The following is a 16,766-nucleotide window of genomic DNA, read 5'->3' as shown; positions in this document are numbered from 1 at the left end:
TGGCAACCGGGGTTTTTATTATAGTCTGATACTTACTTACGCTTTGCGAGCGGCACGTAATCCCGCTCGGGAGCGCCGGTATAGAGCTGGCGTGGACGGCCGATCTTCTGCTGCGGATCTTCGATCATTTCCTTCCACTGTGCGACCCAACCGACGGTGCGGGCGAGAGCAAAGAGAACCGTGAACATTTCGGTCGGGAAGCCGAGAGCCTTCAGCGTGATGCCGGAGTAGAAGTCGATGTTTGGATAAAGCTTCTTCTCAATGAAGTATTCGTCCGTCAGGGCGATCTTTTCCAGTTCCATTGCAACGTCGAGCAACGGGTCGTCCTTGATGCCCAGTTCGCCCAGAACTTCATGGCAGGTCTTCTGCATGATCTTGGCGCGTGGATCGTAGTTCTTGTAGACTCGGTGACCGAAGCCCATCAGACGGAACGGATCGTTCTTGTCCTTTGCACGGGCGATGAATTCTGGAATGCGGTCCACAGAACCGATTTCAGCCAGCATGTTGAGCGCAGCTTCATTTGCGCCGCCGTGGGCAGGGCCCCAGAGGCAGGCAACGCCGGCAGCGATACATGCAAACGGATTGGCTCCAGAAGAACCGGCAAGGCGTACGGTCGAGGTCGAGGCATTCTGCTCATGATCTGCGTGGAGAATGAAGATGCGGTCCATTGCGCGAGCCAGAACCGGATTGACCTTGTAATCCTCGCATGGAACGCCAAAGCACATGTGCAGGAAGTTCGACGCAAAATCGAGATCGTTCTTCGGGTACATAAACGGCTGGCCGATATGGTACTTGTAGGCCATGGCGGCAAGCGTTGGAACCTTGGCGATCAGACGGATCGACGCGACCATACGCTGATGCGGGTCGGTGATGTCGGTCGAGTCATGATAGAAAGCCGACATTGCACCAACGCAGCCGACCATGACTGCCATGGGATGAGCGTCGCGACGGAAGCCCGTAAAAAACTTCGTCATCTGCTCGTGAATCATTGTGTGACGTGTCACACGGTAGTCGAAGTCAGACTTTTGCGTCGCGGTCGGCAGTTCGCCGTAGAGAAGCAAATAGCAGGTTTCCAGAAAATCACCGTGTTCGGCGAGCTGATCGATCGGGTATCCGCGATAGAGCAGGGTGCCTTCATCGCCATCGATGTAAGTGATCTTGGATTCGCACGATGCCGTGGATGTGAAGCCCGGATCGTAGGTGAACATCTGGGAATTCTTGTAAAGTGGACCGATATCGACGACGTCTGGTCCGACAGTGCCTTGTCGTACAGGCAGGTCGAATGTTTTGCCTTCTAGTGTAAAGCTGGCTGTCCTATCTGACATCGTGTTTCCTTTCATGTCCACTTTGCCGCCCGCACGACGGCAGAATTGTAATCGTCGTTATAATTTGTCTTTTATCTCTTGGAATGGTCCCCGCCCCTATGGGGACCATCAGCGTTTAGCGCATTATCCTAACGATTTTGCCCGTCAAACTATCCCAAACGGTTCGCGATGCAATGCGTAATTTGAACTATTTACGCCGGTTTTGTCACGTCAGCGTGAATGTTCCCACCTTAACCGATTTGATCGCGAATACGCCCGAGGGACTCTTCACGTCCAAGGACGAAAAGCACGTCGAACACGCCCGGAGAGGTGGCGCGACCGGTCAGAGCTGCACGTAAAGGCTGTGCAATCTTGCCCAGTTTCAGGCCGGTTTTTTCTGCGTGAGTCCTTACGACAGCGTCTAGAGATTCAACGGTCCATTCGCCAGCTGCTTCCAGATCCGGGAGTACGGATTTGAGCACGGCCCGGCCTTCGTCGTTCAGGAGAGAAGCTGCCTTTTCGTCAAGATCAAGCGGACGGGCAGCAAAGATGAATTTCGAACCATCAGCCAGTTCCACCAAAGTTTTGGCGCGGTCCTTCAGGCCCGGCATGGCGGCAAGCAATTGCGTGCTTCGCTTGTCGTCGAGAGCGTCGGCAATTTCCTTGCCACCCTCGATCTCCGGCAGAACAGCGATAAGCGCATCATAAAGCGCCTTGTCGTCACTGGCGCGCATATAGACGCCATTGATTGCCTCAAGCTTCTGAAAATCGAAGCGAGCTGCACCCTTGTTGATATCCTTCACATCGAACCATTCGATCATCTGTTCGGTCGACATGATTTCGTCGTCGCCGTGGCTCCAGCCGAGACGTACAAGATAATTGCGCAGAGCAGCAGGCAAATAACCCATCGCACGGTAGGCATCCACACCCAAAGCGCCATGACGCTTGGAGAGTTTTGCACCGTCCGCACCATGAATGAGCGGGATATGCGACATTTGCGGCACGTCCCAACCCATTGCATCATAGATGACTGTCTGCCGCGCAGCATTGGTCAGATGATCGTCGCCGCGAATGATATGCGTCACGCCCATGTCGTGATCATCAACAACGACTGCATGCATGTAAGTCGGCGTACCATCGGAACGCAGAATGATGAAATCGTCCAGGTCTTTGTTGGGGAAGCGCACATCGCCCTGCACAGCGTCCTGCACGAGGGTTTCGCCTTCCTGCGGTGCCTTGATCCGGATGACCGGCTTTACGCCTGCAGGCGCTTCTGACGGATCGCGATCACGCCAGCGACCGTCATAGCGCGGCGGACGGCCTTCCTCGCGTGCTTTCTCGCGCATTTCGGCCAGTTCTTCTGGTGTTGCATAGCAATAATATGCCTTGCCGAGAGCGACGAGTTCTTCTGCTACTTCGCGATGGCGAGGTGCGCGCTCGAACTGAGAGATGGCATCGCCGTCCCAGTCCAGACCAAGCCAGGTCAAGCCATCAAGAATGGCAGCCGTCGCGGCGTCGGTGGAACGTTCCCGGTCGGTGTCTTCGATGCGCAGCAGCATCTTGCCACCGCTGTGCTTGGCATAAAGCCAGTTGAACAAGGCAGTGCGCGCACCACCAATGTGCAGATACCCCGTGGGCGAGGGGGCAAAACGGGTAACGACCGGTTTCGACATGATAGCTCCACTATGTCGTGCGCCTTTTTAGAGCAGCGGCAAATGCCGGAGACACAGGCGCGAACTTGAATTCCAATGCCTGCGCGAGAATGCCCGGCAGGTAATCGGGGTTCGTTATGCGAACCCACTCGATTTCGGCTGCGGTTCATGTAGCATAGGCAGCAATGTGCGCAAGGGCCTCGCATCCCTTTCGTGCGAATGTGCCGTCGTTCTTTCGGGGTATTCCGGCGGTTGGGCCAACTTTTGCAGTCAGGCGGGGGCATGACAGGCATCAGGGAAGCGAGCGATGCAAACGAACGGGCGCTTGTGAAAAGCATGCCCGACGGTTTGGTGCGCGCTTTGTTGCCAGAGGTCTGGCCTCCAAATGATGTCGAGATTCCGGTAAATCCACTGCCGGTCAAGCCTCCTGCGCCGAGCTTGCGTGAACGACTTCTGTCTATACCGTCGGTCACAGCGCGACAGTTCAATGCTGCGGTCGAAACTGAAGCGGGACGCGGTGTATTTTTTCTTCTGCTGCCGGTTTTTGCCGGTGTTGGCGCAATCATCTATTTCACGCTCTCATTCGAACCGGCATGGATACCGCTTTTGTCCATGCTCGGTATGGCCACTATCTTGCGAATTGCGACGCGCAAGCAATTCGCCGCTGCCCAAGGCGTGACATTGGCAATCGCTCTGCTGGCGGGGTTTGTGGTCGGCAAATGGGAAACGGAACGTCGTGCCACGCCGATGCTGGGCTCTGACGTGGCAACACGTGTAACGGGTCGGGTTGTCGCTCTTGAATATCAGGACAATGGCAGCTGGCGGATAACACTTGATGTGCTCCAGACAGAGCGTCCAAAACTCCGTTTTCCACCGAAACGCATTCGTGTCAATGCGCGGGACATACCGGCGTCAACGGCCATTGGCAGCGGACTGGCAGGTTTCGTGCGATTGCGTATTCCGTCGGGTCCGGTTCGCCCGGGTAACTACGATTTCTCGTTTCATGCCTATTTCAATGGTATCGGTGCCAATGGTTTCTTTCTCGGAACACCCAAAGTGGCGACGGTTTCTCAGCCAGACGAACTGACTGCGGAAATCTCCCAGTGGATCGCCATGTTGCGCGTGCGGGTGTCTGAACGAATCGAGGAAGTGATCGGTGGCGAGGACGGCAGTGTTGCTTCGGCGCTTGTGGCAGGTATGCGTGCTGGGATCAGCGAGCGGACAAATGAAGACCTGCGCAAGGCGGGGCTCGCACATATTCTGTCGATCTCGGGCTTGCATATGGCGCTTGCCGCTGGCGTTGTCATGCTGACGTTGCGATCTGTCTTCGCGCTATTTCCGGCTTTCAGTGTGCGGCATCCCGTGAAGAAATATGCGGCCTTTCTCTCCCTGTTGAGCTGTACCTTCTATCTTGCCATGTCAGGTGCGGATGTCGCTGCACAACGAAGCTATGTGATGATTGCAGTGATGCTCGGAGCTTTGTTGGTAGACCGAGCGGCCATCAGCATGCGCAATCTGGCGATTGCGGCCATCGCTATGATTGCAATTTCGCCGCATGAGATACTGGGACCGAGTTTTCAAATGTCTTTTTCGGCTACGGCTGCGTTGATTGCCGGTTATGCCTGGTGGAGCGAGCGCAACGCGATCAGGCAGGTTGGCACGGAAGAACGTGGGAAGACCGCCTATAGCTTCGCTGGAAAAGTCCTGAAGCCGATCACTGCGGCGGCGGCTACTTCGCTCATCGCCGGATTGGCAAGCGGGATTTTTGCAGCTTATCACTTCAACAATACAGCGCCGTTTGGTCTGGTAGGAAATGTCCTCGCTGAGCCTGTAATAGCTCTTCTCGTGATGCCGTTTGCCGTCTTTGGTCTTGTGCTGATGCCATTGCAACTGGACTGGGTGCCTTTGCAGATAATGGGCTGGGGTATTTTTGCAGTCAGGCACATTGCTGCCTTTGTTGCAAAGTGGTCACCAGATGGCAATCCTGGAGCCATGCCCGCACTCACTATCGTTCTCTGGGCCATTGCGCTCGTTCTGGTTGTTGTTCTGTCGACCAGATTGAAGGCGCTGGCGCTGCCCTTCATCGTTCTGGGGTTTGCCGTTTTCGTCAGGGAGCCTTTTCCTGACATCGTGATCTCGGAAGATGCCAAACTGGTGGGTGTTCGGCTCGCAGACGGGAAGTTCGCAGTCAATCGAAGCCGACAGTCACAGTTCACAATAGACAATTGGAAAACCGCTTATCTAGTGGAAGAGTTCATCGCGCCGCCATCCGGCAAAAACAAAAAGCGAACTGATGGGGACGGGTTCGAATGCGAAGATGGACTTTGCACGATCAGTCTGCGTGATGGTCGTACACTAGCCTACACCGCAGATGTCGCGATGCTGGAAATAGCCTGCAATATCGGCGATGTGGTTATTCTCGCCGTTTCCGGCAAAGATCTGGCGTGCGGACGTTCCACTATCCTGAGTATCAGCAAACAGGAACTGGCACTAAAGGGAGCCGTTGAGATCAGGCTCGGAGAAAGGCCAGATAAAAATCGATCTTTCAAGGCTATGTCGAGCGACACCTACGAAGTCGCAAAGCCCGAGATGAGCCAGCAAACATCCGAATTGCAGCCGGAGGACCGAATTACCTATGCAATTGATGCGCCAAGTCGTCCCTGGCATTTGCACCGCATCCATTCGCGTCCAGCACGTGGCTTGTCCGAACGCGAGTACAAACCGAAATCCCACTCCGCTCAAAATGCTGGAGTTTGCTCATCAGAGGTTAGCGATGAATCAACGCGCTGCAACTGAATAAAGAGCGGTTTCACGTTTCTGTTCTTAACTGGAACCGCTCCATTGTTTGAACTCGGAGCTTATCTCCAAAACCGGCTACACTACGATCTAGTAGCGGCGGATCAAGCCCACGAGCTTGCCCTGCACACGAACGCGGTCCGGGCCAAATATTCTGGTTTCGTATGCCGGATTTGCGGCTTCCAAAGCGATGGATGCACCCTTGCAGCGAAAGCGCTTCAAAGTCGCTTCCTCGTCATCGACAAGTGCCACCACGATTTCGCCGGGGTTTGCGGAATCACCGCGTTTAATGATGACCGTGTCACCATCGAAAATTCCGGCGTCGATCATTGAATCACCTCTGACCTCAAGCGCGTAATGCTCGCCCGCACCGATCATTTCGGGCGGAAGGCTGAGGGAGTGTGTCTGATTCTGGATTGCTGAAATCGGTACACCCGCAGCAATTCGCCCCATGACCGGTACGGACACAGTTCCAGACGTGTCGTCATTGGTAGCCACGGGGGCGGGGCGTGCCGGTGGCGGAGGCGTTTTGCCCAGGCTGCCTTCGATAACGCTGGGAGCGAACTTCTTTTGTGCATTGAGGCCCGGAGCGATGGAATCCGGCAGACGTAACACCTCAAGCGCACGCGCCCTGTTCGGTAGACGGCGAATAAATCCACGCTCCTCAAGGGCGGTGATCAGACGATGGATACCCGATTTTGAAGCCAGATCGAGCGCTTCCTTCATTTCATCGAAAGACGGGGGAATGCCCGTTTCTTTTAGACGTTCATGAATGAACAGCAGAAGCTCGTGCTGTTTACGGGTTAACATGCGCGACACCCTCCCGGCCAAGAATCGAGAAAAACAAAACCAGAACGAACACTATATGTTCCAGTCTTGTTCTGCAATGGTTTTAAAATCATTAACGCTCGGGGTGAGGTTGAACGGAATATTTCAGGGCAAGACCATCGCGGGCACGGCATGTCAGATGCTGCTTCGAATAACATATATTTTATGACGACTTAGGTCTGTTTTCTCAAGCTTTAGTGAGGCCGAGAATTGCGCTCGATCTACAGCATGAGAACGCGACAGTCATCGCCAACAGTGGCAGCAGGAGCGTTTTCATCCCTGATGAGAAGCGCTTTTGAACCGACGAGAGCTGAAAGCATGGACGAATCTTGGACCGGAAACGGCTTTGCGGTCAGCGTTCCATCAGGGTTTGATTCGATTGTGGCCCGGATATAATCGCGGCGGTGGTCATTCGCAGGCAGGTCAGTGCCCAGCTTTGCAGGTCGGATATCGGCATCGAGGTTCGTTCCGGCAAGCTTGGCGACGAGCGGACGGAGAAAAACGAGGCTGCATACCAAGCTCGAAACGGGATTGCCCGGTAGTCCGATGACATGCACGATCTTGCCGTTCACTTCGATGCGCCCATACATCAGGGGCTTGCCGGGCCGCATGGCGATCTTCCAGAAGTCGAGATCCACGCCCTGTTTCTGCAGTGCTCCATGCACAAAATCCCGGTCACCGACGGAAGCGCCACCGACCGTCACCAGAATGTCGATGCCGCTTTGCAGGCTGTCTGCTATTGCCCGTTCGATTTTGGCAGGATCATCCGGAATGATCCCTTTATCATGTGGTGCTCCGCCGGCTCGCCTTACTATCTCGGCGATTCCAACGCTGTTCGATGCAACAATCTGGTCTTTTCCGGGTGTTTCCCCCGGCGGAACCAGTTCATCGCCGGTTGCAATGATTGCTATTTTGGGCTTTTGAAACACGTCGATTTTCGCATTGCCACTGGCCGCTGCCAGCGACAGGGCCGCAGCATCCAGCGCCCGCCCGCTCGGAATGACGATGTTATCGGGTGAAAAATCGAGGCCTGCGCGGCGTATATGTCGTCCCGGTTCTATGCCTTCGTGAACGGTTAGCCGGTTATCCGAGCGCTCAGTGTGTTCCTGAATAACGATCGTATCCGTGCCTTTGGGCAGTGGCGCGCCGGTGAAAATCCGGACCGCCTGACCAATTCCCGGTTCACCTTCGAAGCGATTGCCCGCTGCCGATTCGCCGATGATGTCGAACTCGACGGGATAAGAGATGTTGTCTGGCGCGATCAGGGCGTAACCGTCCATGGCTGATCCGTCGAACGGCGGCTGCAGAAAATGTGCCAAAACAGGTGTTGCAACCACGCGCCCACCTGCATCTGACAAAGCGACCTGCTCTTTACCGTGCGGTTCTGCGGATTTCAGGATGCGGGCCAGTGCTTCATCGACCGGGAGAAGGGACATGGCGTTTCCTCTCGAACTGAATTGTTGACCCGTCTAGACCACAGAATCTGTCCAGATGAGTTGATCCAGAGCAAAGTCTAGCGGTTTATGCTTTCCAGTCACCTGATTTGCCGCCGCTCTTTTCGGTAACGCGGATACCGCCGATCTCCATATGTTTGTCGACGGCTTTGGCCATGTCATAGATCGTAAGACATGTGACAGAAACGGCGGTGAGGGCTTCCATTTCCACGCCGGTGCGCCCCTTGAGCTTGGCCAGCGCACGAACGCGCAAACCGGGCAATGTCTGATCCGGCTCGATTTCGACGGCTACTTTGGTCAGCATCAGCGGATGGCATAGGGGAATCAGATCGGCGGTCTTTTTGGCCGCCATGATGCCAGCCAGACGCGCAGCACCAATGACATCACCTTTCGCGGCGTTGCCTTCCAGAATGAGCGCCAGCGTTTCGGGCTTCATTCTGACCGATCCTTCGGCCACAGCCTGTCGTTCAGTCTCGTCCTTGGCACCAACATCCACCATATTGGCAGCGCCGGTCTGGTCGATATGGGTGAGTTTGGATGGCATCGATCAAGCCTTGCCAGTCAGCAGTTCACGGGTAGCCGCTGCAATATCGGCCTGCCGCATCAGGCTCTCTCCGATGAGGAATGTCCCGATTCCAGACTTTTTCAGACGCAGGCAATCTTCGTGTGTGAATATGCCGCTTTCACCGACCAGAACGCGATCGGATGGCGCCATTTTCGACAGCCGTTCCGAAATGGCCAGATCGACCTCAAATGTACGCAAATTGCGATTGTTGACGCCAAGCAGACGCGATGAAAGCTTTAGTGCGCGTTCCATCTCGGTTTCGTCGTGCACTTCGATGAGTGCGTCCATACCAAGCTCGTACGCGGTTTCTTCCAACGCTTTTGCCAAATCATCGTCGACGCTCGCGAGAATGATCAGAATGCAGTCTGCGCCCCAGCTGCGGGCTTCGTGTACCTGATAGGTATCGAACAGAAAATCCTTGCGCAGCGCCGGGAGACTGCAAGCGTTGCGAGCTGCCGTCAGAAATTCCGGCGCTCCCTGAAAGGAAGGCGTGTCAGTCAGCACTGAAAGACATGCAGCGCCACCAGATTCATAGGCTTTTGCAAGTGCAGGCGGATCGAAGTCAGGGCGGATCAAGCCCTTTGATGGGCTTGCCTTCTTGATTTCAGCAATCAGCGCGAATTCACCGGCGGCGCGTTTTGCCTCCAGCGCTTTGAGAAAACCACGCGGCGCTTCCTGATCCTGTGCGCGTGCCTTCAAATCAGCGACGGTGCGCTCGGCTTTTGCAGCAGCGATTTCTTCGCGCTTGTAAGCCTCGATCTTGCGCAGAATGTCGGTGGACATGACTTAATCCTTTTCGTCAGGCGGCTTTGTCGTTGGAAACGGCAATCACCTTCTGCAAAACATCAAGTGCTGCGCCGCTGTCGATGGATTGTGCCGCGAGTGCGATGCCTTCTTTCAGGTCCTTCGCGTTGCCAGCAATCACAAGCGCCGCGCCTGAATTGAGCAGGACGATGTCTCGATAGGCGTTTTTCTCGCCTTCAAGCACGCCCAGCAGAGCCTTGGCGTTTACCGAAGCCTCGCCACCTTTCAGTTCGGCCGGGTCGCAACGACGCAATCCAACTTCTTCCGGCGTGATTTCAAAGGTGCGGATTTGACCATTTTCGAGGGCGGCAACTTGTGTTGTTCCTGCGGTAGTCATCTCGTCGAGGCCGTCGCCGTAGACAACCCAAGCCGCTTCGGAACCCAGTTCCTTGAGCACTTCAGCCAGCGGCACAAGCCATTGTGGTGCGAATACCCCCACAAGCTGACGCTTGACACTGGCCGGATTGGAGAGGGGGCCAAGCAGATTGAAGATGGTGCGGGTGCCGAGTTCTACGCGGGAGGGGCCGACATGGCGCATGGCGGAATGGTGCATCGGTGCAAACATGAAGCCGAGGCCAGCTTCTGTGATGCTGCGACCGATGATGCTCGCGTCGGCCTCGATATTGATGCCGAGCGCGGCGAGTGCATCGGCTGCACCAGAGCGGGAGGAGAGGGCGCGGTTGCCATGTTTTGCTACAGGAACGCCAGCTCCAGCAACAACAAACGCCGAGCAGCTGGAGACATTGTATGAACCCGACTGATCGCCACCAGTGCCAACAATATCGATGGCATTGTCGGGAGCGGAAACTCCCAGCATACGCGAGCGCATGGAGGCAACGGCACCGGCGATTTCCGGTACTGTTTCACCGCGTACGCGCAACGCCATCAACAGTCCGCCGATCTGCGACGGCGTTGCCTGTCCTGACATCATGATATCGAAGGCGGCTCTGGAATCCTCAAGCGAAAGCGGCTCGCCTGATGCAGCTTTCGCGATATAGGGTTTTAGATCAGCCATTTTGGATGCCCACCGTCCTTAAAACGCCAGAGCGTTGTTGATGACGGTCTGGTTTATCTTAACAGGATACTGCTTCTGCAATTCGCCGACGAGCTGTTCGAGAACATCATCCGAGAGCGATGTCGCCAGATATTTCTGCTGCTGTTCCGGAATAGCTTCCGGGCCAGCTCCGGCAGGTTCGGTCACTTCAACAACCTTGAACAGAATTTGGGCATCGTCCGAAGGTGCAGCAGCGCTACCGGTGAAACCATTCGCTCCCCGGAAAATCTGCGCCGCCGCCGCTGTTCCGATATCGGCATCGTTGGTCGTGCGGACAATACCACGCTTGGTCTGCTTTTCGACGCCCAGCTCTGTAGCGATCGCGTCGAGTGTCGCGCCGCCATCGAGGCGTTTCTTCAACTCGTCTACGCGCTGGTTGAGACGCTTGACTGCTTCTTCGCCCTTCCACGCCGCTGCAACCTTGTCCTTGACTTCGTCGAGCGTACGGTCGCGTGCCGGAGTTACACTGTCTACCTGATACCAGAGATAGCCAATATTGCCCATGGTCAGGGCGTCGTTGTCAAAACCCTGGTCGGCCTGGAAGGCAGCAGAAAGCAGCGCTTCGGAGTTTGGCAGCTGCACCGGATTACCAGAAGGATCGTTACCTTCGGCGTCGACGGCTTCCACGATGACGGACTTGAGGCTTAGCTTCTTTGCCACATCAGCCATTGATGCGCCGTCGGAACGGTCCTGCTCATAAGAGTCATGAATGCCGCTGATGCTGCTTGCTGCGATATTGTTGGCAAGCGTGGTTCGAATTTCGCCTTCAACTTCGGCTTGTGGCTTCACATGAGCCGGTTCGATCTGCGTCACACGCAGGATAACCGGACCAAAGCCGCCCTTCACCACCGGGCTCACGCCATTCTCTGCCAGTGCAAAAGCTGCGTCGGCAACGGCCTGATCAGGAATGGCGGATTTCTCAAACGTGCCAAGCTTCAGGTCGTCTTCTGTTTTGCCCTGTTCCTTGCCGATATCGATGAAGCTCGTTCCAGCGGCAATTTTCTGCTGGGCAGCTTCAGCTGCGGCATCATCGGCAAAGCTCAACTGCTCGATAGTACGCTTTTCGATCGTGCTGAAGCGGTCCTTGTTCTTTTCATAGTATTCGTTGATTTCGTCCTGCGTGACGGCAGACGGATCTGCAATATCAGCCGGCTCCAGCTTCACATAGGTTATTTTCCGGTACTCCGGTGCCTTATACTCGTCCTTGTGTGCGTCAAAATAGGTCTTGAGCGCATCTTCGGACGGGGCAGGGACAGCATCGGCCTTTTCAGCCTGAATGGTCACATAGTCAACGCTGCGGGTTTCACCTTGATATAGAGCCAGCGCCTTCAACGCTGTATTCGGAAGTTTGATGCCGTCCGTTGCAGCTTCCACGATCTGCTGGCGGCGAGCCACTTTCGCGCGGTTGTCGAGATAATCCTGTGCACGAATGCCAGATTGACGAAGCACTGCATCGAACTGCGCGCGATTGAAGTTGCCGCTTGCGTCATGGAAAGCCGGATCTTCACCGGTCAGTCGAGCAATTCCGTCCTTGGAAAGGCCGAGCTGCATGTTGCGCGCACCTTCATCCAGAACCACACCGGCTGCGAGCTGGGCGAGTACCTGATTTTCGACACCGAGCGTTTTTGCCTGTTCGCGCGTCAGACGCTGGCGAAACTGTTGAGATAAACGCATCATCTGCTGTTCATAGGCGAAACGATAATCAGTGGCGCTCACTTCGGAACCGCCAGCCGTCAAAGCGGCATTGCCTGACAGGCCGCCGCGAAAGACATCGGAGATGCCCCAGATCGCAAAGCTCAGTACAAGCAGGCCAAGCAGAAGTTTGGCGACCCAGGATTGAGCGGCAGAACGCAGGCTGTCGAGCATTGGAAACCCTTCAAGTATAAATCTAAGCTCGGCTTTCATAGATAGAGCCAGTCAGGGGATAACCTCAAGCCAGCCCTATATGCAAGGTCTCATTGCATGTAGGCACTCAAGAACATTTGCATTGCGGCACGAATACGCTTAGTCAGTGGCAAATTTTGGCGCTGGTCCGCTTTCAAGAGGTGACCGCGTCTACTGTTTTGAACAGGCGAGGAGAATGAAATGACTCCGGGAATCCGTCCGCTGGTTGCTGGCAACTGGAAGATGAATGGCACGGGAGAGTCCCTGACCGAATTGCGTGCGATTGCTGCCGGCCTGAGCTCCGATCTCGGCCGCAAGCTTGACGCCGTCATTTGTGTACCTGCGACGCTTCTTTCCCGCGCGGCGGAAACGCTCGAAGGCGAGACTGTTGGTCTCGGCGGTCAGGATGCTCACCATAAAGTGTCTGGCGCGCATACAGGCGATGTCTCAGCAGAAATGCTTAAGGAAGCGGGCGCTACGCATGTCATAATCGGTCATTCCGAACGCCGGACCGACCATCATGAAAGCAATGACACTGTTCGCGCCAAGACCGAGGCCGCATGGGCTGCCGGATTGATTGCAATCGTTTGCGTCGGCGAAACTGCCGATGAGCGCAAGGCGGAGCGTACTCTGGATGTAATCGGCAAGCAGCTTGCTGGCTCTTTGCCGGATGGCGTCAATGCCGCGAATACGATCATTGCTTACGAACCGGTTTGGGCAATCGGTACAGGGTTGACGCCAACAGTGCAGGACGTGCGTGCCGCTCATGCTTTCATGCGTGAGCAGCTAATTGAACGTTTCGGCACGAAAGGCGCACATCTTCGGCTGCTCTATGGCGGTTCGGTCAAGCCTTCAAACGCATTGGAATTGCTCGGCGTCGCGGATGTTGATGGTGCGCTTGTTGGTGGTGCGAGCTTGAAGGCGAACGATTTTCTCGCCATATGCGAAACCTATCGTAATTTGTAACCGGCACATCACGTCTGTCTATCTTGGTCTCGGGGCTTGGATTATCGGACAATAGCGTGTAAAGAGCCGCTCTAGTTTTAGGGATATAAAGACCGTAACCCATGCAGACCGTAATCATTGTCATTCATTTGTTGATCGTGCTGGCGCTTGTCGGCGTTGTGCTTATCCAGCGTTCTGAAGGCGGTGGCCTTGGCATTGGCGGTGGTTCGGGGTTCATGACGGCTCGCGGCGCAGCCAACGCACTGACCCGCACGACAGCCATTCTCGCGATCGGTTTCTTCGCGACCTCGCTTATTCTTGGCATCATGGCACGCTACGGCGAAAAGCCGACCGACATTCTCAATCGTATCCCGGCGGCAACCGGCAGTCAGTCAGCTCCGGCAGGCGGCAATGGCGGCGGTATCCTCAATCAGCTGGGTGGCGAGTCTTCGCGTCCTGACGCCAATCAGACTGCACCTGCAGCTCCAGGTGCTGCGGCACCGGCAACACAGCCCGACGCTACCCAGCCGCAGGCTCCGGCTGTTCCGGAAACCCCGGCCAACCCGGTTCCTAGCTCGCAGTAAAAGGTCGAGCAAAGTGAACAGAATGCGAAGCCGGCCCTTGTGGCCGGTTTTCTTTTTGTTAATCATGAGACTGCAAAGTGTTGCAGCTAGGCAATACGCTGCCGCGAATCGCATTGCAGAACGATGGCAGCGAATTGAGAACCGGATCGCTTTGCAGTAAGGAAAGCGAAAGTCTGGTCGCAATTAATGCGGCAGACATTTTTCCCTTGTGCTTGAATTTTCGGGAACCGAACATGTTTTCACGCCGTATTTTGATGGCAGGTATTGCAACTCTCTGCATCGGAGCGACTGCTCCTGCATTTGCAACTTCGCCGGTAAGCGCTGAAGCGCAGCTCAATGAAGCTGCTGCGTCTGTTCAGCAAGTTGCTCTCTCAAGCGATGCCAAGGCCAATCCTGAAAAGCCGAAGAAGAAAAAGGCTTCCAAGAGCGGCAATGCAGTTAAGGCCAACAAGTACAACATCGATCCGAAGTTCCGGGCGCAGGAAGTGGCTTTTACCGGCTATAAGCCTGGCACCATCGTGATCGACCCGAAGCAGCGTTTCCTTTACCTTGTTGAAACGTCGACGACTGCTCGCCGTTATGGCATCGCTGTCGGCAAGCAGGGATTGGAATTCAAGGGCACTGGAACAATCAACGCGAAGCGGGAGTGGCCGCGCTGGATTCCAACCAAGGAAATGATCGAGCGTGATCCGGCTCACTATGGTCGCTTCAAGAACGGTATGGATGGTGGTCCAGGCAACCCACTTGGTTCGCGCGCTCTGTACTTGTTTCAGGGCAACAAGGACACCTACATCCGCATTCATGGTACGGTACAGCCATGGACTATCGGTAGCTCGGCTTCCAACGGCTGCTTCCGCATGATCAATGAGGATGTGATGGATCTTTATGAGCGCGTCGGTCTGGGTACCGAAGTGGTTGTTCTCTGATCTGTAAATGACTATGTGAATGTGGCCGGGCTTATGGGCTCGGCCTTTTCTTTTGTGCCAATGGCTATTCTGGCAGGTGGAAGCTGTGGATTTCGAGCTTCGACATGGCTTTATGTGAATAGGGGCGCTAGAGAGTACAGACGTATTCGCTCCGGGGTTTCTGGCTCCGGTTTTTCTTTGTGCAACGACGATTACCGCCTGGCTTCGGTGAAAAAACACTGCCGGGGTGCATTTTTTTGTGGCGGAATCAATCAAGAAAGTCTAACGAGATAAGCCCATGGCGCGATATGTATTCATCACTGGCGGCGTGGTTTCTTCCCTTGGAAAAGGCATAGCTGCCGCAGCACTGGCTGCACTCCTTCAGGCACGTGGTTACCGCGTGCGTATCCGTAAACTCGACCCTTATCTGAATGTCGATCCCGGCACGATGTCGCCTTACCAGCATGGTGAGGTGTTCGTCACTGACGATGGTGCCGAAACCGACCTTGATCTGGGCCATTACGAGCGGTTCACCGGTCGTCCTGCCAACCAGCAGGACAACATCACCACCGGCCGCATCTATCGGAACATCATCGAAAAGGAACGCCGCGGCGATTATCTCGGTGCGACGGTTCAGGTCATTCCGCATGTGACCGACGAGATCAAGAACTTCGTCCTTGAAGGCAACGAAGACTATGATTTCGTTCTTTGCGAAATCGGCGGCACGGTTGGCGACATCGAAGCCATGCCGTTCCTCGAAGCGATCCGTCAGCTTGGCAATGAACTGCCGCGCGGAACGGCGGTTTATATCCATCTGACCTTGATGCCGTATATTCCGGCAGCTGGTGAACTGAAGACCAAGCCGACCCAGCATTCGGTCAAGGAACTGCGCTCTATCGGTATTGCTCCAGATATCCTTCTGGTCCGCGCCGATCGCGAGATTCCGGAATCAGAACGTCGCAAGCTGTCGTTGTTCTGTAATGTCCGCGAAAGCGCGGTCATTCAGGCGCTCGACGTGGCAACGATCTACGATGTGCCGATTGCCTACCATAAGGAAGGCCTTGATTCGGAAGTTCTGTCGGCATTCGGTATCGATCCGGCTCCGAAGCCCCGTATGGACCGCTGGGAAGAGGTCTCCAACCGCCTCCACAATCCGGAAGGCGAAGTGACCATCGCCATCGTCGGCAAATATACCGGCCTTAAAGATGCCTATAAGTCGCTGATCGAAGCGCTCTATCATGGTGGTCTTGCCAACAAGGTAAAAGTCAATCTCGACTGGATCGAGGCTGAAGTCTTCGAAAGCGAAGATCCGGCCCCATATCTGGAAAAGGTTCATGGCATTCTGGTGCCGGGCGGTTTCGGCGAACGTGGCGCGGAAGGCAAGATTCTTGCAGCGAAGTTCGCTCGTGAACGCAAGGTTCCTTACTTCGGTATCTGCTTTGGCATGCAAATGGCTTGCATTGAAGCAGCACGTAATCTCGTTGGTATCGAAAACGCATCTTCGACCGAGTTCGGTCCGACCAAGGAGCCGGTTGTCGGTCTCATGACCGAGTGGCTGAAGGGCAATATGCTCGAGAAGCGCGCTTCGGCTGGTGATCTTGGCGGTACAATGCGCCTTGGTGCATATGAAGCGGCGTTGAATTCGGGCTCGAAGATTGCGGAAATCTACGGATCGACCGATATTTCCGAGCGCCATCGTCATCGCTATGAAGTCAATATCGACTACAAGGAACGTCTGGAATCTGCCGGACTGAACTTCGCAGGCATGTCACCGGATGGTGTTCTGCCGGAAACAGTCGAATATCCTGACCACCCTTGGTTTATCGGCGTTCAGTATCATCCTGAACTGAAGTCTCGACCGTTCGAACCGCATCCGCTGTTTGCTTCCTTCATCGAAGCGGCAATCGAGCAGAGCCGTCTGGTCTGAAAACCTAACGCGCCTTTCGGGGCGCGTTTTCATTTCCGCTCTCAGGCCGTGGTCTTGTTTTCGA

The 16,766-nt window shown here is 55.2% G+C and carries 13 protein-coding genes; 5 read left to right on the top strand and 8 right to left on the bottom strand.

Annotation, left to right across the window (positions count from 1 at the left end; genetic code table 11):
- Positions 1-32: 32 nt before the first annotated feature.
- Together gltA and gltX are read right to left on the bottom strand one after the other, a co-directional pair.
- A complete protein-coding gene (gene gltA, locus ABDF71_RS08270; RefSeq protein WP_010659989.1) occupies positions 33-1,325 on the bottom strand; it encodes a citrate synthase in 1,293 nt (430 codons plus the stop codon).
- Positions 1,326-1,555: 230 nt separating this feature from the next.
- A complete protein-coding gene (gltX, locus tag ABDF71_RS08265) occupies positions 1,556-2,977 on the bottom strand; it encodes a glutamate--tRNA ligase (protein WP_151663027.1) in 1,422 nt (473 codons plus the stop codon).
- Between the two features lie 261 nt (positions 2,978-3,238).
- Between gltX and ABDF71_RS08260 the strand changes: the two genes are divergently transcribed.
- Entirely contained in the window at positions 3,239-5,752 is a 2,514-nt protein-coding gene (locus ABDF71_RS08260; RefSeq protein WP_500061465.1) for a ComEC/Rec2 family competence protein, read from the top strand.
- A 90-nt stretch (positions 5,753-5,842) separates the two neighbouring features.
- On the opposite strand, the gene lexA is transcribed toward ABDF71_RS08260, so the two are convergent.
- The 6 genes from lexA to ABDF71_RS08230 form a co-directional block, all read right to left on the bottom strand.
- Positions 5,843-6,562 (bottom strand): transcriptional repressor LexA, encoded by a 720-nt coding sequence (lexA, locus tag ABDF71_RS08255; RefSeq protein WP_500061464.1) that lies wholly within the window; start codon positions 6,560-6,562, stop codon positions 5,843-5,845.
- A gap of 239 nt (positions 6,563-6,801) precedes the next feature.
- Entirely contained in the window at positions 6,802-8,016 is a 1,215-nt protein-coding gene (locus tag ABDF71_RS08250) for a molybdopterin molybdotransferase MoeA (RefSeq protein WP_151663029.1), read from the bottom strand.
- A gap of 85 nt (positions 8,017-8,101) precedes the next feature.
- On the bottom strand, positions 8,102-8,578 hold the full coding sequence (moaC, locus tag ABDF71_RS08245; RefSeq protein WP_029924686.1) for a cyclic pyranopterin monophosphate synthase MoaC: 477 nt from the start codon (positions 8,576-8,578) through the stop codon (positions 8,102-8,104).
- Positions 8,579-8,581: 3 nt separating this feature from the next.
- Positions 8,582-9,382 (bottom strand): indole-3-glycerol phosphate synthase TrpC, encoded by an 801-nt coding sequence (gene trpC / locus ABDF71_RS08240; protein ID WP_151663030.1) that lies wholly within the window; start codon positions 9,380-9,382, stop codon positions 8,582-8,584.
- A 16-nt stretch (positions 9,383-9,398) separates the two neighbouring features.
- On the bottom strand, positions 9,399-10,418 hold the full coding sequence (gene trpD, locus ABDF71_RS08235; protein ID WP_029924690.1) for an anthranilate phosphoribosyltransferase: 1,020 nt from the start codon (positions 10,416-10,418) through the stop codon (positions 9,399-9,401).
- Between the two features lie 18 nt (positions 10,419-10,436).
- A complete protein-coding gene (locus tag ABDF71_RS08230) occupies positions 10,437-12,323 on the bottom strand; it encodes a peptidyl-prolyl cis-trans isomerase (protein WP_010659997.1) in 1,887 nt (628 codons plus the stop codon).
- Positions 12,324-12,542: 219 nt separating this feature from the next.
- On the opposite strand from ABDF71_RS08230, the gene tpiA reads away from it, so the two are divergent.
- From tpiA to pyrG, 4 genes are all read left to right on the top strand, one after another.
- Complete coding sequence (gene tpiA / locus ABDF71_RS08225; RefSeq protein WP_012091967.1) at positions 12,543-13,307, top strand: triose-phosphate isomerase; 765 nt, start codon at positions 12,543-12,545, stop codon at positions 13,305-13,307.
- Between the two features lie 101 nt (positions 13,308-13,408).
- Positions 13,409-13,870 (top strand): preprotein translocase subunit SecG, encoded by a 462-nt coding sequence (secG, locus tag ABDF71_RS08220; RefSeq protein WP_437260077.1) that lies wholly within the window; start codon positions 13,409-13,411, stop codon positions 13,868-13,870.
- 233 nt (positions 13,871-14,103) lie between these two features.
- Entirely contained in the window at positions 14,104-14,796 is a 693-nt protein-coding gene (locus tag ABDF71_RS08215) for a L,D-transpeptidase (RefSeq protein ID WP_010660000.1), read from the top strand.
- Between the two features lie 277 nt (positions 14,797-15,073).
- The gene (pyrG, locus tag ABDF71_RS08210; protein WP_151663031.1) at positions 15,074-16,702 is read left to right on the top strand and encodes a CTP synthase; all 1,629 of its coding nucleotides are present in this window, start codon (positions 15,074-15,076) and stop codon (positions 16,700-16,702) included.
- Positions 16,703-16,766 lie beyond the last annotated feature (64 nt).

Origin of the sequence: Ochrobactrum sp. WV_118_8 (genome assembly GCF_039631535.1) — a bacterium.
Taxonomy (GTDB): Bacteria; Pseudomonadota; Alphaproteobacteria; order Rhizobiales; family Rhizobiaceae; genus Brucella; species Brucella anthropi.
The sequence above is the reverse complement of the archived record's forward strand: the minus strand, read 5'-3'. Positions and strand labels throughout refer to the sequence as shown.

Coding starts and splice junctions, on each gene's coding strand:
- gltA (WP_010659989.1), bottom strand. CDS start 1,325: ATGTCAGATAGGACAGCCAGCTTTACACTAGAAGGCAAAACATTCGAC.
- gltX (WP_151663027.1), bottom strand. CDS start 2,977: ATGTCGAAACCGGTCGTTACCCGTTTTGCCCCCTCGCCCACGGGGTAT.
- ABDF71_RS08260 (WP_500061465.1), top strand. CDS start 3,239: ATGACAGGCATCAGGGAAGCGAGCGATGCAAACGAACGGGCGCTTGTG.
- lexA (WP_500061464.1), bottom strand. CDS start 6,562: ATGTTAACCCGTAAACAGCACGAGCTTCTGCTGTTCATTCATGAACGT.
- ABDF71_RS08250 (WP_151663029.1), bottom strand. CDS start 8,016: ATGTCCCTTCTCCCGGTCGATGAAGCACTGGCCCGCATCCTGAAATCC.
- moaC (WP_029924686.1), bottom strand. CDS start 8,578: ATGCCATCCAAACTCACCCATATCGACCAGACCGGCGCTGCCAATATG.
- trpC (WP_151663030.1), bottom strand. CDS start 9,382: ATGTCCACCGACATTCTGCGCAAGATCGAGGCTTACAAGCGCGAAGAA.
- trpD (WP_029924690.1), bottom strand. CDS start 10,418: ATGGCTGATCTAAAACCCTATATCGCGAAAGCTGCATCAGGCGAGCCG.
- ABDF71_RS08230 (WP_010659997.1), bottom strand. CDS start 12,323: ATGCTCGACAGCCTGCGTTCTGCCGCTCAATCCTGGGTCGCCAAACTT.
- tpiA (WP_012091967.1), top strand. CDS start 12,543: ATGACTCCGGGAATCCGTCCGCTGGTTGCTGGCAACTGGAAGATGAAT.
- secG (WP_437260077.1), top strand. CDS start 13,409: ATGCAGACCGTAATCATTGTCATTCATTTGTTGATCGTGCTGGCGCTT.
- ABDF71_RS08215 (WP_010660000.1), top strand. CDS start 14,104: ATGTTTTCACGCCGTATTTTGATGGCAGGTATTGCAACTCTCTGCATC.
- pyrG (WP_151663031.1), top strand. CDS start 15,074: ATGGCGCGATATGTATTCATCACTGGCGGCGTGGTTTCTTCCCTTGGA.